Genomic DNA, 24,703 nt, shown 5'->3' with positions numbered 1-24,703 from the left:
AGCCGGGACCGTCCGGAGCGGCACCCCCGCTCCGGACGGCCCCGGCCCAGCGGCCGACTGCGACTCCCGACCACGGCCCGCCGACCCCTCGCGGAGCTCTTCGTCCGCGGACGGCTTTGCCGAGCCATGGTCGAACATTGGCGTTCGACTGACCGGTACGCCCGGGTGCGTTCACCGTCCGTCCGTGTCCGGTCAACACGTGACTGGGAGAGTCCCTGTCCATGGAAACTCCGAACATGGGCGTGCCGGCGAAGCTCGCCGAACGCATGAGCATGGCCGAGCAGCACGAGTACCTGCGGGCCCGTTTCTCCCGCCGCCGGATGCTGCGCGCCGGTGCCGTCTCGGTGGGCGCGCTCGCCGTGGGCGGCGTCCTCGGCGGCACCGCCTCGGCCGCCCCCGTCGCGCCGCAGCTGCTGGCCGGCGGCGCCACCGCGGGCATCGACGGCTCGCTGGTCGCCCCGATCGGGCGTCACCTCGCCTTCGGCCCCGAGCCGGACACCCAGTTCCGGGTCTCCTGGCAGGTGCCGGCCCCGGTGAAGCGGCCGTTCCTGCGCTACGGCAAGAACCCGTGGGACCTCAGCCACAAGATCGAGGCGGAGGTGCGCACCCTGCACACCCCGGCCCTCACCCCCACCGGCAAGGCCGTGGACCAGTACTACCTGCACGTGGCGCTGGAGGACCTGCGCCCCGACACCACCTACTACTACGGTGTCGGCCACCAGGGCTTCGACCCGGCCTCGCAGCAGGCGATATCCACCCTCGGCACCTTCCGCACCGCGCCCTCGCGCGACCACCGCTGGGGCAAGGTGTACGAGCCGTTCACCTTCACCGCCTTCGGCGACCAGGGCGTCAGCGACCACGCCAAGGGCAACGACCACATCATCCTGGCCCAGAACCCGGCCTTCCACCTGCACGCCGGCGACATCTGCTACGCCGACCCGGCGGGCTCCGGCCAGGACTCCGACAAGTCGGTGTTCGACGCCACCACCTGGGACGCCTTCCTGGTGCAGACCGAGACGGTCGCCTCGAAGGTGCCGTGGATGGTCTCCTACGGCAACCACGACATGGAGGCCTGGTACTCGCCGAACGGCTACGGCGGCGAGAACGCCCGCTTCTACCTGCCGGACAACGGCCCGGACAAGCGCAGCGTCCCCGGTGTCTACTCCTTCCGCTACAAGAACGTCGGTGTCGTCTCGCTGGACGCCAACGACATCTCCTACGAGATCCCGGCCAACCTGGGCATCTCGGCGGGCAAGCAGACCCGTTGGCTGGAGCGCACCCTCAAGGACCTGCGCAACGACGAGACCGTCGACTTCGTCGTGGTCTTCTTCCACCACTGCGCCTTCTCGACCACCCACCAGCACGCTTCCGAGGGCGGCGTGCGCGAGGCCTGGGTGCCGCTGTTCGAGAAGTACCGGGTGGACCTGGTGATCAACGGTCACAACCACGTCTACGAGCGCACCGACGCGATCCTCGGCAACAAGGTCGCCAAGGCCGTGCCGAGCGGCGCCACCGTCGAGCCGGCCACGGACGGCGTGGTCTACGTGACGGCGGGCGCGGCCGGCCGCAGCCTGTACCGGTTCGACGCCCCGGACACGTACGAGGGCCACGAGAAGCGCGTCGACTCGGTGGACACCTACTACTTCGCCAAGGGCGGCGGCAAGGTCACCGAGACGGTGGAGTGGTCGCGGGTGCGCTACACCGGCTACTCGTTCATCAAGGTGGACGTGAAGCCCGCGCACCTGGGCCAGAAGTCGGAGATGACGGTCACCGCCCTGGCGGAGGACGGCACCCGGGTCGACCACTACACGATCCTGCGCAAGGTCGGCGAGGGCTGGGACAGCGACCGCGACGACGACGGCGAGGGCGGCGGCTGGGGCCGGTAGTCCCGGTCCTGCTTCCTTCCTGACGTACCCACGGACCCCGGCGCTCGCTCAGCGCCGGGGTCCGTACATGATCACGGCGACGCCGGCCAGGCAGACCAGGGCGCCCAGCACGTCGTAGCGGGTCGGCCGGAAGCCGTCCACGACCACGCCCCACAGCAGCGACCCGGCCACGAACACCCCGCCGTACGCGGCGAGCACCCGGCCGAAGGCGGCGTCCGGCTGCAGCGCCGCCACGAACCCGTACCCGCCGAGCACCACCACCCCCACCCCGGCCAGCCACCACGGCCGCGCCTCCCGCACGCTCTGCCAGATCAGCCAGCAGCCGCCGATCTCGGCGAGCGCGGCGAGCACGAACAGGGCGACGGAACGCAGAACGGTCATAGCGGCCCAGCCTAGGGGGCTCGCCCGTCCGGCCCTTCCGGGCCGGGCGCATGTGTGAAGCCCCCTGCCCACCGTTCGGGAATCCCGAACGGTCGGCAGGGGGCTTCGCGCAGGAGCCGGGTCAGGACTCCCTGACGTCGCGCTCCCGGAGTTCGGCGATGACGCGGGCGACGGTGACGAAGTCGTTGTCGACGTGCAGCACCGGGTAGTTGTAGTGCGCCGCGACCGAGCAGAGCAACAGGTCCACCGTGCCGGCCGAGCGGTGCTGCCCCTTCTGCGTGAGCTTGTACTGGGCGTTGAGGGCCCAGTCCTCGCCGCCCTTCGGCACGCCGAGCGCGGGACCGAAGAGGTCGTTGAGCTCCTCCTCCAACTCGTCACGGTGTGCCGGACCGGTGGCCGAGTAGAGGATCTCCGACTTGGTCACCTTGGCGATCCTGATGAGCCCGGACTCCAGCTGCCTTCGCCAGCGGGCGAGCGCCGCCGGATCGCGCATCAGGTGGACGAACCCCGAGGTGTCGATCAGATAGCCGAGGTCGTTCATGTGTCATTCCTCCCCGCCCGTCTTCCGGGCCTGATGGATCCGCTCCGTCGGGTCGAACTCCCCCCGGGCCGCACGCGCGGAGAGCTTCTCCAGCGCCTCGATCCGCCTCAGTCGGTTGACGTAGTCGGCGAGGGCGCCGTTGATGGTGTCCTTCTTGGTGCTGGTCCCCATGAGGCGCATGGCCTCGGCGAGGATCGCGTCGTCGACGTCGACGTTGGTCATACTCATTTTCGCGCCTCCGTTGATGATGTGGCAAATCTATCCACGTCATCCACATTAATCGCCCGGGCGCGGTATTGGCAAGTTGAAATGTCCATATTTGTGGCTACATGTCGATTGCTTAACGCAATGAGTTCGACGAAAGCGCGGCAGCCCCCGCGTGGGGACGCGGGGGCTGCCGGGGGAGGCGGGCGGGTCGGGGTCGGTGGTGGGTGGGAAGGCGTCAGACCTGGCGGTAGGTGGCGAGGAAGCGGCCGATGCGGTTGATGGCCGTCTCCAGGTCGTCGGCCCGGGGGAGGGTGACGAAGCGGAAGTGGTCGGGGCGGGGCCAGTTGAAGCCGGTGCCCTGGACGACGTGGATCTTCTCGCGGAGCAGCAGGTCCAGGACGAAGCGCTCGTCGTCGACGATCCGGTGGACGGCGGGGTCCAGCCTGGCGAAGGCGTACAGCGCGCCCTTGGGCTTGACGCAGCTGACGCCCGGGATCTCGTTCAGGGCCCGGTACGCGACGTCGCGCTGTTCGGCGAGGCGGCCGCCCGGCAGGACCAGGTCGTTGATGGACTGGTGGCCGCCGAGCGCGGCCTGGACCGCGTACTGGGCGGGCACGTTCGGGCACAGCCGCATGCCGGAGAGCATGGTGAGGCCCTCCAGGTAGTCGCGCGCGTGCTGCTTGGGGCCGGAGACGACCAGCCAGCCGCTGCGGAAGCCGGCCACCCGGTAGGACTTGGACAGTCCGTTGAAGGTGAGGGTGAGGACGTCGTCGGCGAGCGCGGCCAGGCAGTGGTGCTCGACGTCGTCGTAGAGGATCTTGTCGTAGATCTCGTCGGCCAGCACCATCAGCTGGTGCCGGCGGGCGAGGTCGAGGATGCCCTCCAGCAGTTCCTTCGGATAGACGGCGCCGGTGGGGTTGTTGGGGTTGATGACCACGATCGCCTTGGTCCGGGCGGTGATCTTCGCGGCGATGTCGTCGAGGTCCGGGAACCAGTCGGCCTGCTCGTCGCAGGCGTAGTGCACCGCCTTGCCGCCGGCCAGCCGGACCACCGCCGTCCACAGCGGGTAGTCCGGCATCGGGACGAGCACCTCGTCGCCGTCGTCCACCAGCGCGGTGACGGCCATCTGGATCAGTTCCGAGGCGCCGTTGCCGAGATAGACGTCGTTGACGGTCACGCCGTCGACGCCGCGCTGCTGGTAGTACTGCACGACCGCGCGCCGGGCCGGCAGGATGCCGCGCGAGTCGCTGTAGCCGTGGGCGCGCGGCAGGTTGCGGATGATGTCCTGGAGGATCTCCTCCGGCGCCTCGAAGCCGAACGTGGCCGGGTTGCCGGTGTTCAGCCGGAGCACGCTGTGCCCCGCCTCCTCCAGCGCGTTGGCCTGGTCGACCACCGGGCCGCGGATCTCGTAGCACACGTCATTCAGCTTGCTGGACTGCCGAAACTCCATCTGCGGCCTCCCGACCGTCACCCCGCACCGACCCTGGTTGCTTTGTTCTACCAAGTAGGCACTTGGAAAGTCCAACCTTTTGGCTATGCTGATCCACATGTCACGCCGAAGCTACGACCAGTACTGCGCCGTCGCCCGCGCCCTGGACGCGGTGGGGGAGCGCTGGAGCCTCCTGATCGTCCGTGAACTCCTGGCCGGCCCGCGCCGCTACACCGACCTGCACGCCGACCTGCCCGGCGTCTCCACCGACATCCTCGCCGCGCGGCTCAAGCAGCTGGAGAGCGAGGGCGTCGTCGAGCGCCGCCGCCTTGAACGGCCGGCCAACGCCACCGTCTACGAGCTGACCGGGCGTGGGGCCGCGCTGCGCACGGTCGTCGAGGCGCTCGGCGGCTGGGGGCTCGACGCGCTGGGGGAGCAGCGGCCGACCGACGCGGTGCGGACGCACTGGATCACCGGCGGGGCGGTGACGGCGGGTCCCTCGGGCGCGGCGGGCACCGAGGATGCGGCGGACGCGGCAGGCACCGAGGACGCGGCGGGTGCGGTGGATCTCTCGGGCGCGGTGGCGGCGGGCTGACGTCCGGCCGCGGCGCGGTGGCCGGTCGCGGGGGCGCCCGTGTGGGAGGCGCCGCGCCCGCGACCGGCGGTGGGGAGAGTGGCCGCGGCGTTCGGCACCCCCGAGGCCGGACGCCGCGGAGCGCACGGCCCGCGGTTCCTCCCCCCGGCCGTTCCTCCCGACGATCCCCACTCTGCCCGCCGCCGATCAACGCGCGATCGGCATCCGCTTGCCGAGGGCGTTGAGTCGTCACCGATCCGCGCGGGCGGGCGGGGTACCCGGCCGGGCCCGGGGCGGCGCGCGTACGATTCTCGGGCCATGGAGAACACGGAGAACACGCCCACCGCCTTTCGCAGTTACGTCGCCGTCGGGGACTCCTTCACCGAGGGCATGTGCGACGACCTGCTGCCCGACGGCCACTACCGGGGCTGGGCCGACCGCCTCGCCGCCCGGCTGGCGGCCGAACATCCGGCCGCACAACCGGCCGCACATCCGGCCGACGGCTTCCGGTACGCCAACCTCGCCGTCCGGGGCAAGCTCATCGGCCAGATCCACGACGAGCAGGTCGAGCGGGCGGCCGGCCTGGGCGCCGAGCTGGTCACCCTGGCGGGCGGGCTCAACGACGTGCTGCGCCCGCGCTGCGACATCGCCCGGGTCGAGGAACTCCTCGGCTCCGCCGCCACCCGGCTGCGTGCCACCGGTGCCACCGTGGTCATGTTCAGCAGTACCGACCCCACCCGCCGGATGGCCGGTTCGGCCCGGCTGCTCCCCGCGATCCTGCGGATGAGGGACTTCGTCCAGGAACTCGCCCAGGACCCGGGCATCGCGGTGGTCGACCTGTACTCGGCGCCGTGCTTCGACGACCGCCGGCTCTGGGCCGAGGACCGGCTCCACCTGTCGCCCGAGGGCCACCGCCGGGTCGCCGAGGCCGTGCTGGAGTCGCTCGGCCGGACCGCCGGCTTCGACTGGCGCGCCCCGCTCCCGGCCGTCGCCCCGCCGACCCGCTCCGAGAAGCTGGCCGCCGACGCCCGCTGGGTCCGCACCCACCTCGGCCCCTGGATCGGCCGCCGGCTCACCGGCCGTTCCTCCGGCGACGGCCGCGCGCCGAAGCGCGCGGAGCTGGCGCCGTACGAGGGCTGACCCGCCGGGCGCGGCAGCTCCGGGGCGCGGCAGGTTCGAGGTGCGGCAGGTTCCGGAGGCGGCGGGTTCGAGGTACGGCGGGTTCGAGGTGCGGGCGGGTCAGCCGCGGAACAGGTTGTGGCCGACGTCCGACGGCACCGCGTCCTGGTACGGCACGGCGTCCGGTCCCGGCACCTGCTCGCCCGGGACCGGCTCGGTGCCCTCCCGGTGCAGCAGGTACACGCCGTCCTCCGACCAGACCGTCCGGTACCCGTGCGCGAGCAGCAGCTCGATCCGCTCCGCCTGCTCCCGGTCGGTCCGGAACGGGAAGGACCGCTTGTCCGCGCGGATCAGCACGTACTCGCGCCCGCGCGGCTTCTCGTCCACCAGCACCACGTCCGCCCGCGCGGTCAGCCGGGGCGCCGCCTGGTTGTCGGCCTCCACGGAGGCGCCGTCCGGGACCAGCGCCGCGCCGCGCAGCAGCGCCGCCTCGCTCGGCTTCGGCTGCCAGTAGGCGGGGACGAACAGGTTCGCCAGCCCCAGCGGCACCGCGGCCGCGACGGTCAGGGCCGCCGCCGCCACCCCGAGCCGCCGGGTGAGCACCCGGCCGTGGCAGCGGCCCAGCACCTCCAGCGCGGCGACCAGCAGGATCGGCCACAGGAACGCGTCGTAGTGCCGGGCGATCGACCAGTGGTTCGGATTGCTGGACAGCACCCGCTCGGCCAGCAGCGGGACGGCCAGGAGCACGGTCGCCGAGCGGAGCGGCAGGGCGAACAGGGTGCCGAAGATCCAGAGCAGCAGCAGCGGCTTCAGCGGGGCGTCGAAGGAGGCCGCGAGCAGCCGGGTCGGGTCCGCCAGGACGTTGGCGACCGCCGAGCCGCCGTCCTCGCCGAGCGCCTGGTAGTTCCAGTAGTAGCCGGGCACGCCGCCCATCGCCGGTACCAGCTTCGCGATGGCGACCGCCGAGGCGAGCGGACCGCCGATCAGCAGCCCCGCGCCCCAGCGCACGGCCGGGCGGCGCCGGGCCGGATCGGGGTCCCGCCGGGCCCGCAGCAGCAGCACCAGGCCGTAGGCGCCCACGGCCAGGCCCATGTCCTCCTTGGTGCAGCACAGCAGCAGGCCGGCCAGCGCCGAGGCCCAGTACTGCCGCGCCATCCCGCGCTCCAGCATCAGCAGCGTGAGCGGCACCGCGAATGCCACTTCGTGGAACCCGCCGCGCGAGGCCACCAGCAGCGGCCACCCCAGCCCGTACGCGAGCGCGGCCAGGTCGGCGGCGCGGCGGGCGGTGCGCGGGTCGGCGTCGGCGAAGCAGCGCCCGGCGATCCGGCGGATCAGCGGCACCCCGGCGGCGAAGCAGAGCGCCTGGCCGAGGAGCAGCGAACGCGGATCGTCCCAGAGCCAGTAGAGCGGCGCCATCAGCGCGATCACGGGGGAGAAGTGGTCGCCGAGCAGCGAGAAGCCGGGCGGGAACTCGTGGTGGAAGCTCTTCAGCGTCGAGACCGGCAGACCGAGGTGCGCGTAGCCGCGCACGCCCTGGTCGAAGATGCCGAGGTCGAAGCCGCCGAGCTGGGCGGTGGTCCACTGCTGGAGGCCGATCGCGAGGCAGACCGCGAAGCAGAGCAGGGTGAGGCCCAGGGTGCGGGCGCGCGGCGGGATCCGGAGGGCCGGGTCGGCGGCCGGGGCAGCGGTTGGGGCGGCGGTTGGGGTGGCGGCCGGATCGGCGGCGGCGCGCGCGGAGTCCTCGGCGCCCTCGGTGTCCGGGTACGGCGTCACGTCGTGCCGGGACATGCCTTGGGTCCTCCGTTGGTGCCGTGGTGCTGTGCTGTGCTGTGCGGTGCTGTGCGGTGGTGCCGGTGCGGTGGTGCCGGTGCGGTGGTGCCGGAGCCGGTGCTCGGCCGACCACACTAACCGACGGCCGTTCGAAGCGGTCGGTACGCTCTACAGCGCACCGCCCGTCGTCCTGGAGGAACAACAGCACCGTGAGCGTCCCGAGTCTCGACCTCGTCTCCGACTGCGGTAGCTGTTTCGGGCTGTGCTGCGTGGCACTGCCGTTCGCCGCCGGCACGGACTTCGCCGTCGACAAGGCGGCCGGCACCCCCTGCCGCAACCTCCGGACCGACTTCAGCTGCGGGATCCACGAGCGGCTGCGCGAGACCGGCTTCCCCGGCTGCACGGTGTACGACTGCTTCGGGGCCGGTCAGCAGGTCTCCCAGGTGGTCTTCGGCGGGCGCAGCTGGCGCGAGGCGCCGGAGACCGCCCGGACGATGTACGAGGTGTTCCCGGTGGTGCGGCAGCTGCACGAGCTGCTCCAGTACCTCACCGAGGCGCTCAGCTTCGCCCCGGCCCGCCCCGTCCACGGGGAGCTGCGCGGGGCCCTGGAGGAGACGGAGCGGCTGGCCGGCGGCACACCGCAGGAGATCCTGGCGGTCGACGTGCCCGCGCACCGGCAGACGGTGTCCGAGCTGCTGCTCCGGGCGAGCGAGCTGGTCCGGGCCGCCGTCCCGGGGCGGCGCGAGCACCGGGGCGCGGACCTCTTCGGCGCCCGGCTGCGGGGAGCGGACCTGCGCGGCGCCAACCTCCGGGGCGCGATGCTGGTCGCCGCCGACCTGTCCGGGGCGGACCTGCGGCTCGCCGACCTCATCGGCGCGGACCTGAGGGACGCGAACCTGGCCGGCGCGGACCTGACCGAGGTGCTCTTCCTCACCCAGGCCCAGCTGAACGCGGCCCGCGGCGATGCCGCCACCCGCCTTCCGGCCGGCCTGAAGCGGCCCGCGCACTGGCCGGAGACGGCCGACGCCCAGGCCCCGTCCGGACGCGCGCCCCGCAGGTCGCAGGGCGGCGGCTCGGGTGCCGGCGGCCGTTCCGGCTCGGGCACCCGCTCCGGCTCCGGCGGCCGCTCCGGCGGAAGGCCGCAGGGCGGCGGAGGTCGCCAGGGCAGGCCGCGCCGCGGCTGAGCGGGCCGGGGGCGCCGGGGTCGGCCGCGCCGGCGCCCGGGTCAGCCGGCGAGCAGGTGCGCAGCGGTCGCGGGAGGTCGGCGGAACAGCGCGCACCCCGCCCCGGCGAGCAGCAGCAGGGCGACGGCGGCGAGGGCATAGGGGGAGCCGGCCGGGTGGAGCGGCCAGGCCCAGGGGCGGGGGCTGCCGTCCGGGTGCCAGCCCGCCGCCGAGCAGACCAGCGGGACGGCGGCGAGCACGGCGGCGGCCGGACGGTGGCCGATCCAGGGGTGGACCAGCAGCGCGAGGCCGAGGTAGCCGGCGATGTTGCGGGCGACGACCAGGGCGAGCGCCCCCTGCCCGGCGGCGTAGGCGAGGCTGCCGCAGGTGGCTCCGGCGGCGGCCAGGGTGAGCGCGAGGCCGACGTCCAGTCCGCGCAGGAAGCGGCCGGCGACGGTCTCGGTCCGCAGGTCGCCCCGGCCCAGCCCGTACAGCAGGAACACCGCCGGGAGCAGCGTGATCACATGCGCGAGCAGGAAGTGCCCGGCCTGCCCGTGCAGGGCCGGCACCGGGAGTTCGCCGTCGCCGAGGAGCAGACCGGCGGCGACGGTCCCGGCGAGGACGGCGATCAGCTGCGGCACCGCGCGTGCTTTGCACCACCAGATCACCGCTCACCCCCGATCGTCGCGCCGGTGTGCGGGACCGGAGGGGGCAGGGTGCCGCAGTCGGCCAGGGCGTCCAGGGTGTCCCGGTACCAGGCGAGCTGGGTGGCCTCGGGCAGCTGGAGCAGTCGGTAGGCGCGGGCGCTGTCGGCCGGGGTGAAGCGCCGGTCGGCCGCGCCCCCGGTGCTTCCGGTGATTCCGGTCGTGGCGGTGGAGGAGGCGGTGGAGGAGGCGGTCGCGGTGAGCCAGGCGGTGGCCGTGCCGGTGGCGGCCGCGGCGGGGTAGGGGTCGCCGCGCCGGGCGCAGTCCGGGGTGCGGGGCAGCAGTCCGCCGACCACGGCGGCGGTGACGTCCGGCGCCCGGGCGTCGGTCGGGACGCCGAGCCCGGCCTCGCCCGGACCGGGCCGGGCGGCCATGGTGAACACCGCCGGGACGGGGACGCCGTGTCCGGCCAGGGCCCCGGCCGTCCGCCGGACCTCTTCGCGGACCAGCTCCGAGCGGGCGGCGCCCAGCTCGGGCCAGAGGCAGATCCGCGGCTGCCCGGAGTCGCAACGCAGCGCGGCGGAGGACCGGGGGCGCACCGGTTCGGGGCCGAGGTCGCGGGCCGTCCAGCCGCCCAGCGCGACCCCGCCCGCCGTGACCGCGAGCGCGGCGGCGAGCGCGAGCGGGCTGCCGCGCCGTCGGACGAGCAGGACGGCTGCCAGGCAGACCGCTCCGGAGAAGGCCAGCGAGGCCGCCACCGCCCGCCCGTCCAGCACCTGGTCCACCGCGCAGCAGTCGGACAGCCCACCGCCGACCAGGTGCCGGGGCCAGTAGGTGTCGAAGGCGACCGGGTAGGCGTTCAGGACGAAGCTGCTGACCAGCGCGAGCGGGACGGCGACCACCGGCGCGAGCACCCGGCCGACGACCGAGCCGACCAGGGTGTTGGCGAGCAGCAGGCCGGCCCAGACGGCGAGGACGCCCGGCTGCGGCACGCCGTCCGCCGTGCCGCCGGCCAGCGCCGCGGTGGTGAGCGCGGCGAGCATGCCGAGCCCGCCCATCAGCGCGACCGGCAGCAGCACCGGGGCGGTGATGGCCAGCGCGGAGCGCACCGGGGAGCGGTTGAACACACCGCCCCGGTGCAGCCGTCCGCCCTCCCAGGCGCCGGCGGCGGCGCAGGCCGCGGAGGCGAACGGCAGCGCGAGGCTGGCGTGCCCGGCGGCGGCGAGCCCGTAGGCCGGGGTGACCCAGGCGGTCAGCTCGTCGCCGAGCGCGACCAGGACGAAGCCGAGCAGGAACGGCAGCACCCGGGTGCCCGCCGAGACCCTGAGGACGGTGCGCAGCAGCATGTCAGGTCTCCCGCTCGATCAGGCGGGCGTACGCGGCCTCGGCGCTCGGCGCACCCGCGACGGTTCCGGTTCCGGGGCCCGGGACGGCCCCGACCCCCGCCGTGCCGCCCTCGGCCGCCAGCGCGTGGAACTCCTCGGTGGCGCCCTGGAATCTGACCTTCCCCCGGTCCAGCACCACCACCTGCCGGTACGTCCCGGCGAGGTCCTCGGTCTGGTGGGTGGAGACGATCACGTTCACCTCGCTCGTCAACTCCTCCACCAGGGCGCGGAACACCGCCCGCTGGGTGGGGTCGAGACCGGCGGTCGGCTCGTCCATCAGGATCAGCTCGCTGTGGTGGGCGAGGCAGCCGGCGATGCCCATCCGGCGCAACTGGCCGCCGGACAGCCGGTGTCCGGCCCGGTCGGCCAGCTCGCCGAGGCCGACCCGGGCGAGGGCGACCGCCGAGGCCCGCCAGGCGGCGGCTCTGGACATGCCCTTCAACCAGCCGCAGTAGGCGACCTGTTCGCGGACGCTGAGGCCCGGGACCGGGGTGATCTGCTGCGGCAGCCAGGCCACCGCGCGCCGGTAGGCGGCCCGGTCGCCCGCGCCGGAAGCCGGATTGACGCCGTGCCAGCTGACGGATCCCCGCTGCGGGCTCAACTGCGAGGCGGCGAGGGCCATGAGGGTGGACTTGCCCGCGCCGTTGGGGCCGAGCAGGACGGTGGCCGGATTGTCGATCCGCAGATCGAGGCCGGTGAAGAGACAGGCCTTCCGGCCGTACTGGAATTCGACGCGCTGGAATTCAAGGGCCATGGCAGGGTCGACGCATTTCGCTCGGAAAGGGGCGCGCGGTGCCGGTGGGCGGGGGCGGCCGCCGGCACCGCGCGTCGGTGAGGGTGGGTCAGCGGGGGTGGGTCAGCGGGGGTGGGGGCGGGTCGACGGGGCGGCCCGGGCGCGACGGCGCTCAGTACCGGGTGGTCACGGTGTCCACCCAGAGCCTGGAGCCGCTGCGCACGCCCTCCAGCACGAAGTAGTAGTCGCCGGCGCTCTGGTCGCCCCAACTGGAGGTGTCGCAGTGGTTGGAGCGGTTTCCGTAGGCCTTGTCGGGACCGAAGACGTCCTTGTAGAGCTGGAGGTCGGCGTCCTTGAAGTCGTTGTTCCCGGTCTGGCAGCCCTGGAAGGTGACGGAGGTGGTGACGTCGTCGCGGTCGCTGTCCGCCCACCGGCGGGACTCCGAGCCGGGGCCCCAACTGCTGATGTAGGACGCCCAGGAGCCCTCGGCGAGGGCGGGGGTGGCGCCGGCGAAGCCGAGCAGCGCGGCGGTCACCAGCAGGCCGCGGAGTACGCGGCCGGAGCGGTTCTCTGCGTCCATGTTCCGTCCGATCGGTCCGGTGGCGCCGCCGGTCGGGCGGTGCCGTGCAGGCAGAAGGAAACGAGCGGAGTTTCGACCGGAAGGGTCACGGTCACCCGGTCGGCCGAGCCCCCGCGGAAATGACCTTAGCGTGCACGAACAGGTGGCCAGCACTATTTTTTCCGGCCATTCGGGCAGGCGTGGGCGGAGAACGGAACTCTGGCAAGCGGATGATCGGGAGTCGCCGTAATTTCTCGAACCGAACGCTATTCCGGCGAAAATCGATCCGCAATGTGCGCTTTTCTTCTACTGCTCGACCGATTCCTTTTTCATGTGATTGTCGCTCCGGTGCTGGCCTGGCTGGTTCCGGCTTACCGCCGGGCGCCCTCGGGCCGGTCCGGAAGCAGCCGCGCGCGCAGCCGGCCGATCAGTGCCTCGTCCACCCCGACCGTGCCGGTGGCATAGGCGTGGACCGAGCCGTGGGCGGCGGTCAGGTCCGCGAGCACGAGCCGGATCACGTCCTCCGGCGCGCGTCCGAAGCCCGGCCAGCGCAGCGTGCGCCCCGGGTTGGCGGCGTGCCAGTCGGCCACCAGTCGCGCGGTGGCGAGTTCGGTGAGCGCGAAGTCGGCGGCCACGTCGTCCTCGCCGACGCCGAGCAGGCTCAGCACCAGGGCGGCGATCAGCCCGGTGCGGTCCTTGCCCGAGGCGCAGTGGAACACGACCGGCCGGTCGGCGTCGGCGATCAGTTCCAGGACGGTGCGGATCTCCGCGACGCCGTCCTCGGCCACCTCGGCGAAACGATCCGCCAGGTACCGCCAGGGGTCGAGGTCCGGATCGATCTCGGCCTGGTCGTACGGCCGGTGCTCGATCGAGAGGTTGTGGTAGGCGACGCCGTCCAGCTCCGGCAGCCGGCCCTTGCGGGCGATCTCCCACGGGTAGCGCAGGTCGATCACGGTGCCGATGTCCAGCGCCCGGAACCGTTCGTGATCGGCGGGCGAGGCGAGCACCGCCAGCGAGGCCGAGCGGTAGAGCCGCCCCCACTGGACCGTCCGCCCGTCGGCGGTCGGGTAGCCGCCCAGGTCGCGGAAGTTGTGCGGTCCCTCGAAGGCGATGTGACGGTTCATGTTCGCACCCTATCGGGCGGGTTCGCCGTGGACGGGGGCCGCTCGTCGTCCCCGGACTCGTCGTCGACCGGTGACGCTCCTTCGGGAACGGTCTGACATGTCACGCGGTATCCACCCGAACCGAATGCCAGGAGGAACCGGTCAGGCCGTGGCAAGTGCTCTGAATGCCCCATAGCTACAGCTGGTATGACAAGGCGTCAGAAGGTAGGTCGTGCGCGATGCATCGTTATCGGATCGACACTCGAGGGCGCTTCTGGGGTTGCTGTGGCGAGTGAGAGGTTCAGGGGTGGGCCACGGGGCCTGAACTGTCATGGCACTCTCTCGAAGAGGAACCGATGTCACGACGCTCCAAAGTCCCGTCCGCGGACGGGACTCTCCCCATGCGCTGGAGGCGGCCGATATCGGCCGCTCTGACGCTCGGCCTCCTAGTGCCGGCGGGTGTCGCCGCCGATGCGCTGGCCGCCACCTCCGCCGCCGCGGCACCTTCCCCCAAGGCCACCGAGCCGCCGAAGCCGACCGCGCCGGTCAACGGCAACGAGGCGCCCGACGAGGCGTCGGCGCTGCTCTCCGCCCGTCTGCAGGGTCACCGGGTCGAGGTGACGGGCGCGCGGACGGAGTTCATGACGCTGTGGGCGAATCCGAACGGGACGCTGACGGCGGACCGTTCGACCGGTCCGATCCGGATGAAGGCCGGCCAGGACTGGGTGCCGATCGACACCACGCTGGTGCAGACGCCGGACGGGAAGGTCGCGCCGAAGGCGCACCCCGGTGGTCTGGTGCTGTCCGGTGGCGAGGCCGGGGTGACGGTCGGCGACAGCGCGCCGGCGGCCGCCCAGGGCGAGCCGAAGGCGAAGGCGAACGGCGCGTCGGCCCTGGCCGCACCGGCCGAGGGCGCGCCCTCGGCCGCCCAGCCGTCCGAGCGGGAGCTGGCGAAGCTCAATTCGGGTGACCGCCAGGTCGGTTTCGGGTGGCTGGGCAAGCTGCCGAAGCCGAAGCTGGAGGGTGACCGGGCGACCTATGTCGACGCCCGTCCGGGTGTCGACCTGGTGCTCAAGGCGACCCGGACCGGGTTCGAGCAGTTCCTGATCGTGAAGGACCGTGCCGCCGTCGGCCAGACCGGCACGGTGACGATCCCGCTCGACACCACGGGCCTGAACATCGCGCCGCAGCAGGACGGTTCGATCCAGCTGCTGGACAAGGACACCGGCAAGGAGTCGGTGAAGATCCCGGCGCCGGTGATGTGGGACGCGGTGCTGGACCCGGCCGCGGGCGAGTACCTGAACCGGGCGCCGGTCACCATGCAGGTGCGCGGCGAGGGCAAGGACACCGAGCTGGTGTTCACCCCGGACGCGGCGTTCCTGGCGGACCCGAAGACGCAGTTCCCGGTCACCATCGACCCGGTCGCGAACGTCGAGACCAGCTACGACACCTACGTCCAGAACAACGAGAACCACGACGCCTCCGGCTCCGAGGAACTCAAGCTGGGCAGCTACAACGGCAGCGTCAAGGCCCGTTCCTACCTGACGATCCCGGGCTGGCAGTTCAACGGCAAGCAGATCATCGACGCCCAGCTCCACCTCTACAACTTCCACTCCTCGTCCTGCGTGGAGAAGCAGTGGGAGGTCTGGAACGCGGGCGGCGCAGCCTGGTGGACCCGTTGGGGCAACGAGCCCCAGTGGGGCCAGATGTGGAAGCGCACCTACGAGACGTACGACGTCGACGGCGGTGACACCCATCAGTGCGCGGCCCAGGACGGCTCGGCCTGGACCAACACCGACGTGACGGACCTGATCCGCTACTTCGCCGGGGCGGGGGCGAACGACTACGGCCTGCTGCTCAAGGCCACGGACGAGAACAGCAGCCTGTCGTGGAAGAAGTTCGGCTCCGCGCAGAGCAGCGCGCCGCCGTACATCTCGGTCACCTACAACTCGGTGCCGAGGACGCCCGCGTCGGTCGAGATCCAGCCGTCCCAGCCGGGCACCCCGAAGTACGTGTCGGACGCCAACCCGCGCTTCCTGGCGCAGGCGGCGGACGACGACGGTGACAACGTCAAGGTCTACTTCGACCTGTGGCGCGGCGGCACCTTCATCGGCTCCATCCCGAAGGACGCCCCGAACGGCTCGTGGGCCTCGGTCCAGGCGTCCGACTACGGGCTGCCGAAGCTCGACGAGGGTGTGCAGTACTCGATCTCCTCGATGCTGGACGACGGCAAGTCCCGTTCCAACTGGGTGACCACGCCGTTCGTGGTGGACACGACCAAGCCGGGCGCGCCGTTCGTGACCTCCGCGGACTACCCGTCGGACGGGTTGTGGCACGGTGCGGCCAACCAGGCCGGTTCGTTCACCTTCTCGGCCCCGGCCGGGACGGACGACGTGACCGCGTACGTCTACACGCTGGACGGCGGCACGGCCGTCACCGTGAACTCGGGCGCGACGCTGACCACCAGCATCACCCCGACCACCGAGGGCCGGCGCGTGCTCAGCGTGCAGGCCAAGGACCGCGCGGGCAACCTGTCCCCGCCCACCGAGTACGTGTTCCAGGTCGGCCAGGCGGGCATCGCCTCGCCCACCAACGGCACCCAGGCGGCGAAGCGGGTCAAGCTGGCCGTCGACGCGCAGGCCCAGTTCAAGCGCGTGGTGTACGAGTACCGCCGCGGCCCCGGTGCCACGGAGTACGCCGTCCCGCGCGTCAACCTCACCAAGGCGGACAACTCGCCGGTCACCGAGGACCGGCCGCGGCTGGCGGACCTGGGCACGCACGCCAACTGGAACGTGCTGGACACCCTCGGCAACGTCGGCGGCGTGGTCCAGGTCCGGGCCAAGCTGTTCCCCGAGGACGGCTCCGGCAACGGCTACACCACCGTCTGGAACACCATCACGGTGGACCGCAACGCCGACGGCGCCGCGAGCGCCGACGCGGGGCCGGGTTCCGTGAACCTGCTCACCGGTGACTACACGACCAGTAAGATCGACGTCACCGAGTCCGGCATGTCCGTCACTCGTACCTCCTCCTCGCGCGGAACCGACCGCGGCTGGCAGCCGCAGGGCGAGCGCCTGAGCACCAACCAGCGTCAGGTGGGAACCGACACCAACGGGTACTCGGCAGGTCAGGCCACGCTGTCGCGCTCCACCGCGCGCGGTCACGACAGTTCGACCGACTCACTGCTGATCACGCCGACCGGCCAGAGCGGCCAGATCGACTCCTACGCGGGCGTCGGTCCGGACAACACCATGGCGCTCGGCATGAAGCCGGGCCGCACCTACCGTCTCACCGGCTGGATCTACGTGCCGGGATCGACCGGTCTGAACCCGGACTTCGGTGACCGCGGCCTGCGGCTCGCCGGCTTTGTGAAGACCGGCGCGGGCTACGCCAAGACCACCTCGCCGAAGGCGTCGTTCACCGACGGCTGGCAGCAGCTGAGCGTGGACCTCGCGGTGCCGGCGGACGCCACCGAGGCGTTCTTCCGCCTCTACAACGGCTTCACCGGCGCGGACAAGCAGGTGTTCTTCGACGACATCTCGCTGAAGGAGATCGTCGCCCCGTTCGGTCCGCAGTGGGCCGGCGGCCCGCAGGCGGGCGGCGGTTCGGACTACCGTTCGCTGTCGTTCCCGCAGTCCGACCTGGTCGAGATCAAGGGCAACGACGACGCCACGCTGACCTTCGCCAAGGGCACCGACGGCACCTTCTTCCCGGAGCCGGGCGCCGAGTCGCTCACCCTGAAGGCGATTCCGGCGACGTCGGGCTCGATCTCGCTTTCCGCCGACGGCCGGTGCCTGGAGGTTCCGAACGGTTCGGCCGGCAACGGCGCGGTGCTGGCGACCGTGCCGTGCACCGGTGCGACCAACCAGCAGTGGACCCGCGGTGACGACGGGTCGGTGCGCGCACTCGGCTACTGCCTGGACAACTCGTGGGGCGTGACCGACAACGGAACCCCGCTGACCCTGTGGGGCTGCAACGGCGGCATCAACCAGCAGTGGGACGTCCGCACCGACGGCATGGTGATCAACCGCCAGTCCGGCAAGTGCCTCGACGCCGACAAGGGCGCCTCGATCTGGGTCTGCTGGGCTGGCCCGAACCAGATCTGGAACGTGCAGACCAACGCCACCACCTACGAGTTGGCCGAACCGGACGGGACGAAGACGGTCTTCGCCCAGCAGGCCGGTTCGAACAGCTACCAGGTGGTCAGCGAGACCGGACCGGGCTCCCCGTCCGCGACCCGCTACCTCTACGACACCACCGACGGCCGGGCCCTGGTCAAGCGGGTGGTCCCGCCGGTCGAGGCAGGTGTGGACGACGCCAACCACTGCTCGGTCGACCCGCTGCCGCGCGGCTGCGAGGTCATGGAGTACGAGTACGCCAAGGCGACCACCGCCACGGCTGCCGCGTCCGGTGACTTCATCGACCGTGTCAAGGCGGTCAAGGTGTGGTCGTGGGACCCGGTGACCTCCAAGCAGGAGGCCGTCGAGGTCGCGCACTACGCGTACGACGACAAGGGCCGCCTCGCGGAGACCTGGGACCCGCGCCTGGCCCAGCCGCTGAAGACCACCTACGGCTACGACGCGGACGGCCGGGTCGCCCGGGTCACCCCGGCGGGCCAGCTGCCGTGGAGCTTCGACTTCGGCAGGGCCGCGGCCGACCAGGACCCGGGGCGCCTGCTGAAGGTCCGCCGCGCCGCCCTGGCGCAGGGCAGCAAGAACCAGGTCAGCGGCGAGACCGCGACCAACGTCGTCTACGAGGTGCCGCTGACCCGCAGCGCGGGAGGTCCGTACGACCTGGCCGGCGTGGACGTGGCCAGGTGGGCGCAGCTGGACGCGCCAACCGACGGTACCGCCGTCTTCGGTCCGGAGGACGACCCGGGCACCAACACCGCCACCCAGGCGAAGCCGGGGGCGGACGGCTACAAGCCGGCCGCCGTCCACTACCTCAACGCCAACGGTCAGGAGGTCAACACCGCGACGCCGTCCGTGACGCCGGGCGGTGACATCGACACCAAGGAGTACGATCGCTACGGCCACGTCGTGCGCTCCCTGGAGGCCACCAACCGTGCGATCGCGCTGGGCACCCACCCGGACGCCGCCCGGTTCGCGGCCGAGCTGAACCTCCCGGCGGAATCGGCCGCCCGGGCGCGCCTGCTCGACTCGCGCACCGTCTACACCGCCGACGGTCAGGACGTCGCCGAGAAGCTGGGTCCGGCCTACCGTGCCTCGCTCACCGAGCAGGTCAACGGGCAGAGCACCCCGGTCACCGTCACCTCGGAGGCGGAGAAGCTGCCGCAGCTCGGCGGCTCCGCGCCGACGCAGATCGACACCAACTGCTGCGGCCTCACCTGGTCCGGCGGCGCCCACCTGAGCATCCGGCCCACCGCCGCCGGCGCGTTCGACGCCGTGCGCGTCACCGTGCCGGAGGAGGGCGACTACGTGCTCTCCGGCCAGCTCACCAAGTACAGCGACCACGGCATCGTGCAGTTCGCGATCGACGGGCAGAACGTCGGCCAGCCGATCGACACCTACTCCGCCGACCCGGCCGTCGTCCCGTACGCGACAGGCCAGGCGGTCCGGCTCGCCCGCGGTGACCACGAGCTCAAGTTCACCGTCGTCGACGCCAACCCGGCCAGCACCGGCGCCCGGTACCACACCGGGATCGACACCGTCACGCTGACCAAGACCACCCTCAACCCGACCCTCGCGGCCGGGACCCCGGTGGTGGTGCGCGGCCACAGCACCAGCACCTACGACGAGGGCAAGCCCGACGGCCAGGCGTACCACCTGATCACCACCGCCACCGAGGGTGCCCGCGTCGACGGTTACGCCGACGACGCCGAGCTCCGGGTCACCAGGACCGGCTACGGCAACCCGATCGGCGGCACCTCGGGCTGGACGCTGAAGAAGGCCACCTCGGTGACCGCCGACGCGCTCGGCGCCAAGCTGACCACCAACACCCGCTTCGACGCGCAGGGTCGCGCCGAGGAGCTGCGGGTCCCCGGCAACGCCGACGCGGACGCCGGCACGGTGAAGTCCGTGTACTACACGGCGGGCGGCAACGCCGCCGATGCGGCCTGCGCGAACCGCCCGGAGTGGGCCGGGCTGCTCTGCACCAGCGGTCCCGGTGCGGGTGTGACCGGTGCGGACTCGGCGCGGATGCCGACCACGCTGCCGGTCAAGCAGACCACCCGCTACTCGCGCGGTGGCAAGGCCGAGGAGGTCGTGGAGACCAACGCGGGCAAGACCCGCAAGACCGTCACCGGCTACGACAGGGTCGGGCGGACGGTCTCCAGCGAGGTCACCGGCGACGAGGGCCTGGCGGTGCCGAAGGTCACCACCGAGTACGACCCGGCGACGGGCGACGCGGTTCGGACCGTCGCGGCCGGCAAGTCGGTCACCACGGTCAAGGACGTGCTCGGCCGGGTGGCCTCCTACACCGACGCGGACGGCGCCACCACCGCGACGGAGTACGACAGGTTCGGCAAGCCGGTCAAGGTCACCGACCCGTCCGGTGTCGCCACGTACACCTACGACCGGGCCAAGGAACCGCGCGGCCTGCTCACCTCGGTGAACGACAGCAAGGCCGGCGAGTTCACGGCGAAGTACAGCCCTGACGGTCAGCTCGTCGAGCAGACCTACCCCGGCGGCATTGTCCGCAAGGACACCCTGAACGCCACCGGCAAGGCCACGTCGCGCACCTACACCCGCGCCTCCGACGGCAGGGTCCTCTGGTCGCAGTCCCAGGAACTCTCCACCCAGGGGCAGACGGTCAAGGACAGCAGCACCAACGGCACCAAGGCCTACGGCTACGACCGCCTCGGCCGCCTGGTCAAGGCCGAGCAGGCCACGGCCGCCACCGGCTGCACCACCCGCACCTACGGCTACGACGCGCACTACAACCGCACCGCGAAGGCGGTCTCCGGGCCGGCGTCCAACGGCAGCTGCTCCACCGCAGGCGCCACGACCACCGCGTCCGCCTACGACAGCGCGGACCGGATCACCGACGCGGGCTACCGGTACGACGCCTTCGGCCGCACCACCGGGACGCCGTCCGGAACGGCCGTCGGCTACCGCGTCGACGACCTGGTCGCCTCCCAGGAGACCGCCACCACCCGGCAGACCTGGACCGTCGACCCCGCTGGCCGCCTCAACGGCAGCACCACCGCCACCAAGCAGGCCAACAGCACCTGGTCCACTGCGGCGAACCGCCTGAACCACTACGGCGGCAGCGAGGACAGTCCGCGCTGGATCGTCGAGGACACCACCGCCGGCACCTGGACCCGCAACGTCCCGGGCACCGACGGCGACCTCGCCGCGACCGCCACCGACCAGGGCACGGTCAAGCTGCAGCTCACCAACCTGTTCGGCTCGGTGGTGCTCGTCACCGACACCGCGCTGACCGGCCCGGTGCTGTTCGACGCCGACGAGTTCGGCAACCCCGCTGCCGGCCAGGCGGCCACGCGCTACGGCTGGCTCGGCGGCAAGCAGCGCTCCGCCGAGGCCCAGGACGGCATCGTCCTCATGGGCGTGCGCCTCTACAACCCCACCTCCGGCCGCTTCCTGTCCGTGGACCCGGTCTACGGCGGCAGCGCCAATTCCTACGACTACGTCTACGGTGACCCGCTGGGCCAGTACGACCTCGACGGCCGCTGGTGTGTTCTCGGCAAGAACAAGAACGGATCCTGCCGCGGCAGTGGTGTGGTCCAGAAGGCGGCCCAGACGGTCCGGACGTACGCGACTCCTCGTCGGCTCGTGCACTTCGGGCTGAACATCGGGGTCGGTGCTGTTGCCGGCCTCGGCGCGGCGGCGTTCTGCGCCGGGACAGCCGGGTTCGGCTGCCTGGTGCTTGCCGGCGCCGTCATCGGAACCGTGGTCGGTACGCCTGCACACGTGGCGGCCGACGGCTTTATGGGGTACCGGCCGAGCGATCGAGAGATCGGCAACTACGCGCTCAAGTCCGCCATGGGAGGAGGTTTCCAGGGCGCTGTGCGCTGGAGGTACGGCACCTCAATGTTCGGCCTGGGCTGGCAGCGGGCCACCCGCAGCTTCGGCAACATCATGTCGGGGCTGCGATTCATGTAACCATCCGATTGGTTCGAGCGTGCCCTTGAACGGGGACGCCACTGATTGAGCTTCGATCCGGCATGTGGTGGGGACGCTTTCGGGTGGCCCCACCACATGTGTTCGGAGCCGAACCGGCTGTTGTTGCGATCACGATGTGTGGTGAGGGAGAGGGCATGGAACTGCAGCCCATCGGGAATATCAGGGCGTGGCGGAATCCGGTGACTTCGCGGCGGCCGGCCGCAGAGCTGGATTCGCCGTTGGGGCGGATCACTGTCTTCCGAGGGCCGATCGGTGCCTATGTGCCGCTCGGGGGCAGTACCGAGCGCTGGGAGTTCGTGCTGGACGGCAGTGAGATCCTCTCGGTCGACGGCATGGGTACGCCGGGCTACGGGGCACGGCGCCAGGTGAAGCGCGGGGTTGACGTCTCGCTGCTCGGGGTGGAGGGGCGTGTCACCGGCAGGCGGTCCCTGGGGCCGCGTGGGCGCTTCGTCAGGCTGGAGGCAGGTGGGACCGTGTTCGTGGCCAGGGCACGTTTTCCGCGCAACTACGTCGTCGACTCCTCGGGTACTGAGCTTGCGGACTTCAACGGACCCGACTGGCGCTTCGAGGCAGCGGAGCCAGGTATCGTCGCGTTCGCGTCCCTTGTCGTCGCAGCGGACCTCGCGGTGACGCTGACGTCGCCCCTGCTGGAGATCTTCTGAGACGGCTCCGCCGTCCGCTCCCGCTCCGCGGTGGGATCGGCGATGATGGATCCGGTGTGACGGGTCGTGGGGACGGTCGTTCGGGGCGGCCCGTGCCGGACGAGCACGCGGAGGCCGAGTCGGTGTACGGACCACTGCGGTACGAGTCGGACGGCGCCCGGTTGGGGCGCGGGGAACGCCGGGCCGGGGAGCCGGTGTTCGACCGGGAGGGGGCGCGGCGGGAGGGCGGTGGGGAGGAGATCGGCTGGGGCGCGATCGAGGGCATCGATGTGGAGGTCCGGGACATCGGCCTCAAGTCCTGGGCCCAGAACGCCCTGATGTTCCTGCTCACCGTCGGCTCGGTGACGGAGCGGGCCCCCGGAACCACGGACTCCTACCTCTGGGTGAAGCCGGTGGACGGGCCGCCGGTGCGCTGGGGCTTCGAGGTGCCGATGCGGTCGGAGGCCCGCTGGAGTCCGGGGGCCGTGCGCCGGTTCGTGCGTCGCCTGGACCGGACCGGACGGCGGGCCCACCTCGGGTCGCCGGAACTGGCCGGCAGTCTGGCGGCGCTGCGGCGGATCCCGCAGTTCCCGCCGTGGACGCGGGACCGCGCGGTCGACCGGATCGTCGACGCGCTGCCGGGTACCGATCGGGTGCGGGAGCAGCCATGACGGAACCGATGTGACGGGGGCGGAGCATTCGGCGGGACGTGGGGGGTTCGGTGTATCTGAGATTCTTCCTCGCGGTCGTCGTCTTCTGTCTGATCGGGGCAGGTGTGGCGCAGGTGTGCGACGCCATCGGCCTGGTGTCGGCCTCCGGGCCGAAGGGGGCTATCTGGTGCGCGGTGACCGTCTTCGGCGTCATGTGGGCCAGGAGCCGGTTCCTCGGCACCGGCGGAACCGGTCGCCGGGACTGAGGCCGGAAACTCCGCGACTCGTAGGGAGACGGGCATGTGGCTGGCCGCGACCCTGACACCCCGAGGCATGCCCGTCGCGAGCTTTCTGCTGCTGCTCGCCATGCTCGGCGCCTGCCTCTGGGACGCCCAGCGGATCGCCGGGGAGCCGTGGTTCCGCTGGCTCCTGCCCAGCGGCTTCACCGTGCTCGTCCTGGCGATCGCCACCGAGCTCCTCCCCCTGATCGTCATCGGCGCGACCCTTGCTGCGGCGGGCCTCGCTCTGACCAACTACTGGCGCTGGACCAGGCGATAGGGGCCGCCCGGGCGCCCCGGCCGCCGGCGCTGGCCCTGACGGGTCGGCGAGGTACTCTGCGGGACCTGGGGGTCGAAGTATCTGATGGGGAGAGCACGTTGAAGAGGCGCACTCCGTGGGCGATCGTCTACTTCCTGGTCGGACTTCTCTGCTTGCTGACGGCCGTGTCCGTGGCCGCGTCGAGCACCAGGGTGGACGAGCTGATCCCCATCGTCCTTTTCGGAGTTCCGGGCCTGGTGCTGACCTTCCGGGCCCCGATGTTCGGCGTGTCCTTCGGGGCCGCCGGAGTGAAGTACTCCGGTCTGTTCAACTCGCGTTCCTACGCGTGGTCCGAGGTCCAGGAGGTGAAGTCCGCCGTTGTGACCGGGACGGTGTTCTCCTCCGACGTTCCGGAGCTGGTGCTGGCCTCCGGCAAGGTCGACCAGCTGTCGATCCTGGCGGGCTACGGGGCGGGGGGAAGCACGCAGAACGAGCGGGTCGAGCGGCTGGTGACCGAACTGGAGGCGACCCGTATCTCTGCCCTCCCCGCGTGACACCGACGTTCCCGGGGCCGCGAAGCCAGCCGCTTCCCGGCGGCGTCGCGGCGCTGCGGCGGATCCCGCAGTTCCCGCCGTGGACGCGGGACCGCGCGGTCGACCGGATCGTCGACGCGCTGCCGGGTACCGATCGGGTGCGGCAGCAGCCATGACGGAACCGATGTGACACAAAGGCATTGAGAGGGTGGTTGTGGAACTGCGGCCCCTCGGGAGTACCAGGGCGTGGCGCAATCCGGTGACCTCGCGGCGGCCGGCCGCGGAGCTGCATTCACCACTGGGACGAATCACCGTCCTCCGAGGGCCGATCGGTGCCTATGTGCCGCTCGGGGGCAGTACCGAGCGCTGGGAGTTCGTGCTGGACGGCAGTGAGATCCTCTCGGTCGACGGCATGGGTACGCCGGGTTACGGGGCCCGGCGCCAGGTGAGGCGCGGCGTGGACGTCTCGCTGCTGGGGGTGGAGGGGCGTGTCACCGGCAGGCGTTCCGCGGGGCCGCGCGGGCGCTTCGTCAGGCTGGAGGCAGGCGGGACGGTGTTCGCGGCCGGGACGCGTTTTCCGCGCAACTACGTCGTCGACTCCTCGGGCGTCGAGCTCGCGGACTTCAACGGACCCGACTGGCGCTTCGGGGCAGCGGAGCCGGGCATCGTCGCGTTCGCGGCCCTCGTCGTCGCGGCCGACCTGGAGGTGACGCTGACGTCGCCCCTGTTCGAGATCTTCTGAG

20 protein-coding genes and 2 pseudogenes are annotated in these 24,703 nt (G+C 72.0%); 12 read left to right on the top strand and 10 right to left on the bottom strand.

Annotated features, from left to right (window positions below; translation table 11 throughout):
* The first annotated feature begins 221 nt into the window (after window positions 1–221).
* Entirely contained in the window at window positions 222–1,886 is a 1,665-nt protein-coding gene (locus ACW14Y_RS12065) for a purple acid phosphatase family protein (protein WP_380301879.1), read from the top strand.
* Between the two features lie 48 nt (window positions 1,887–1,934).
* On the opposite strand, the gene ACW14Y_RS12060 is transcribed toward ACW14Y_RS12065, so the two are convergent.
* From ACW14Y_RS12060 to ACW14Y_RS12045, 4 genes are all read right to left on the bottom strand, one after another.
* Complete coding sequence (locus ACW14Y_RS12060) at window positions 1,935–2,267, bottom strand: YnfA family protein (RefSeq protein WP_030391222.1); 333 nt, start codon at window positions 2,265–2,267, stop codon at window positions 1,935–1,937.
* 121 nt (window positions 2,268–2,388) lie between these two features.
* A complete protein-coding gene (locus ACW14Y_RS12055) occupies window positions 2,389–2,808 on the bottom strand; it encodes a PIN domain-containing protein (RefSeq protein ID WP_380301882.1) in 420 nt (139 codons plus the stop codon).
* Between the two features lie 3 nt (window positions 2,809–2,811).
* A complete protein-coding gene (locus ACW14Y_RS12050; RefSeq protein WP_380437719.1) occupies window positions 2,812–3,036 on the bottom strand; it encodes a type II toxin-antitoxin system VapB family antitoxin in 225 nt (74 codons plus the stop codon).
* Between the two features lie 214 nt (window positions 3,037–3,250).
* A complete protein-coding gene (locus ACW14Y_RS12045; protein ID WP_380307134.1) occupies window positions 3,251–4,465 on the bottom strand; it encodes a pyridoxal phosphate-dependent aminotransferase in 1,215 nt (404 codons plus the stop codon).
* A 97-nt stretch (window positions 4,466–4,562) separates the two neighbouring features.
* On the opposite strand from ACW14Y_RS12045, the pseudogene ACW14Y_RS12040 reads away from it, so the two are divergent.
* Together ACW14Y_RS12040 and ACW14Y_RS12035 are read left to right on the top strand one after the other, a co-directional pair.
* A pseudogene (locus ACW14Y_RS12040) lies at window positions 4,563–4,949 on the top strand (winged helix-turn-helix transcriptional regulator); the annotation flags it as partial.
* 387 nt (window positions 4,950–5,336) lie between these two features.
* Complete coding sequence (locus tag ACW14Y_RS12035; protein WP_380307136.1) at window positions 5,337–6,158, top strand: SGNH/GDSL hydrolase family protein; 822 nt, start codon at window positions 5,337–5,339, stop codon at window positions 6,156–6,158.
* Window positions 6,159–6,257: 99 nt separating this feature from the next.
* On the opposite strand, the gene ACW14Y_RS12030 is transcribed toward ACW14Y_RS12035, so the two are convergent.
* Complete coding sequence (locus ACW14Y_RS12030; RefSeq protein ID WP_380307138.1) at window positions 6,258–7,925, bottom strand: DUF2079 domain-containing protein; 1,668 nt, start codon at window positions 7,923–7,925, stop codon at window positions 6,258–6,260.
* Between the two features lie 191 nt (window positions 7,926–8,116).
* On the opposite strand from ACW14Y_RS12030, the pseudogene ACW14Y_RS12025 reads away from it, so the two are divergent.
* Window positions 8,117–8,917: pseudogene (locus tag ACW14Y_RS12025) on the top strand (pentapeptide repeat-containing protein); the annotation flags it as partial.
* A 215-nt stretch (window positions 8,918–9,132) separates the two neighbouring features.
* Here the strand turns inward: ACW14Y_RS12025 and ACW14Y_RS12020 are convergent.
* The 5 genes from ACW14Y_RS12020 to ACW14Y_RS12000 all read right to left on the bottom strand — a co-directional run bounded on the left by ACW14Y_RS12020 (window position 9,133) and on the right by ACW14Y_RS12000 (window position 13,515).
* A complete protein-coding gene (locus tag ACW14Y_RS12020; RefSeq protein ID WP_456986728.1) occupies window positions 9,133–9,711 on the bottom strand; it encodes a hypothetical protein in 579 nt (192 codons plus the stop codon).
* 23 nt (window positions 9,712–9,734) lie between these two features.
* Window positions 9,735–11,060, bottom strand: a complete 1,326-nt coding sequence (locus ACW14Y_RS12015) for a DUF7224 domain-containing protein (RefSeq protein WP_456986727.1) — start codon at window positions 11,058–11,060, stop codon at window positions 9,735–9,737.
* Window position 11,061: 1 nt separating this feature from the next.
* The gene (locus ACW14Y_RS12010; protein WP_380437730.1) at window positions 11,062–11,853 is read right to left on the bottom strand and encodes an ATP-binding cassette domain-containing protein; all 792 of its coding nucleotides are present in this window, start codon (window positions 11,851–11,853) and stop codon (window positions 11,062–11,064) included.
* Between the two features lie 151 nt (window positions 11,854–12,004).
* A complete protein-coding gene (locus tag ACW14Y_RS12005) occupies window positions 12,005–12,412 on the bottom strand; it encodes a hypothetical protein (RefSeq protein WP_380307149.1) in 408 nt (135 codons plus the stop codon).
* A gap of 350 nt (window positions 12,413–12,762) precedes the next feature.
* Window positions 12,763–13,515 carry a tyrosine-protein phosphatase gene (locus ACW14Y_RS12000; protein WP_380437732.1) on the bottom strand — a complete coding sequence of 251 codons (753 nt, stop codon included), beginning with the start codon at window positions 13,513–13,515 and terminating at the stop codon, window positions 12,763–12,765.
* Window positions 13,516–13,895: 380 nt separating this feature from the next.
* On the opposite strand from ACW14Y_RS12000, the gene ACW14Y_RS11995 reads away from it, so the two are divergent.
* The 8 genes from ACW14Y_RS11995 to ACW14Y_RS11960 all read left to right on the top strand — a co-directional run bounded on the left by ACW14Y_RS11995 (window position 13,896) and on the right by ACW14Y_RS11960 (window position 24,702).
* Entirely contained in the window at window positions 13,896–21,578 is a 7,683-nt protein-coding gene (locus ACW14Y_RS11995) for a ricin-type beta-trefoil lectin domain protein (protein ID WP_456986726.1), read from the top strand.
* 155 nt (window positions 21,579–21,733) lie between these two features.
* The gene (locus ACW14Y_RS11990) at window positions 21,734–22,261 is read left to right on the top strand and encodes a hypothetical protein (RefSeq protein ID WP_456986725.1); all 528 of its coding nucleotides are present in this window, start codon (window positions 21,734–21,736) and stop codon (window positions 22,259–22,261) included.
* Window positions 22,262–22,353: 92 nt separating this feature from the next.
* Window positions 22,354–22,911 (top strand): hypothetical protein, encoded by a 558-nt coding sequence (locus ACW14Y_RS11985; protein ID WP_456986724.1) that lies wholly within the window; start codon window positions 22,354–22,356, stop codon window positions 22,909–22,911.
* A 50-nt stretch (window positions 22,912–22,961) separates the two neighbouring features.
* The gene (locus ACW14Y_RS11980) at window positions 22,962–23,156 is read left to right on the top strand and encodes a hypothetical protein (RefSeq protein ID WP_456986723.1); all 195 of its coding nucleotides are present in this window, start codon (window positions 22,962–22,964) and stop codon (window positions 23,154–23,156) included.
* A 67-nt stretch (window positions 23,157–23,223) separates the two neighbouring features.
* Window positions 23,224–23,448 (top strand): hypothetical protein, encoded by a 225-nt coding sequence (locus ACW14Y_RS11975; protein WP_456986722.1) that lies wholly within the window; start codon window positions 23,224–23,226, stop codon window positions 23,446–23,448.
* Between the two features lie 98 nt (window positions 23,449–23,546).
* The gene (locus tag ACW14Y_RS11970; RefSeq protein ID WP_456986721.1) at window positions 23,547–23,981 is read left to right on the top strand and encodes a hypothetical protein; all 435 of its coding nucleotides are present in this window, start codon (window positions 23,547–23,549) and stop codon (window positions 23,979–23,981) included.
* Window positions 23,978–24,136, top strand: a complete 159-nt coding sequence (locus ACW14Y_RS11965; RefSeq protein WP_456986720.1) for a hypothetical protein — start codon at window positions 23,978–23,980, stop codon at window positions 24,134–24,136. Before ACW14Y_RS11970 ends, ACW14Y_RS11965 begins: the two co-directional genes overlap by 4 nt.
* Window positions 24,137–24,300: 164 nt before the next feature.
* Window positions 24,301–24,702, top strand: a complete 402-nt coding sequence (locus ACW14Y_RS11960; protein ID WP_456986719.1) for a hypothetical protein — start codon at window positions 24,301–24,303, stop codon at window positions 24,700–24,702.
* The last annotated feature ends 1 nt before the right edge of the window (window position 24,703 follow it).

This window comes from Kitasatospora sp. cg17-2, from assembly GCF_054031055.1.
Note: the sequence above shows the minus strand (reverse complement) of the source record. Positions and strands in the feature narration are given on the sequence as shown.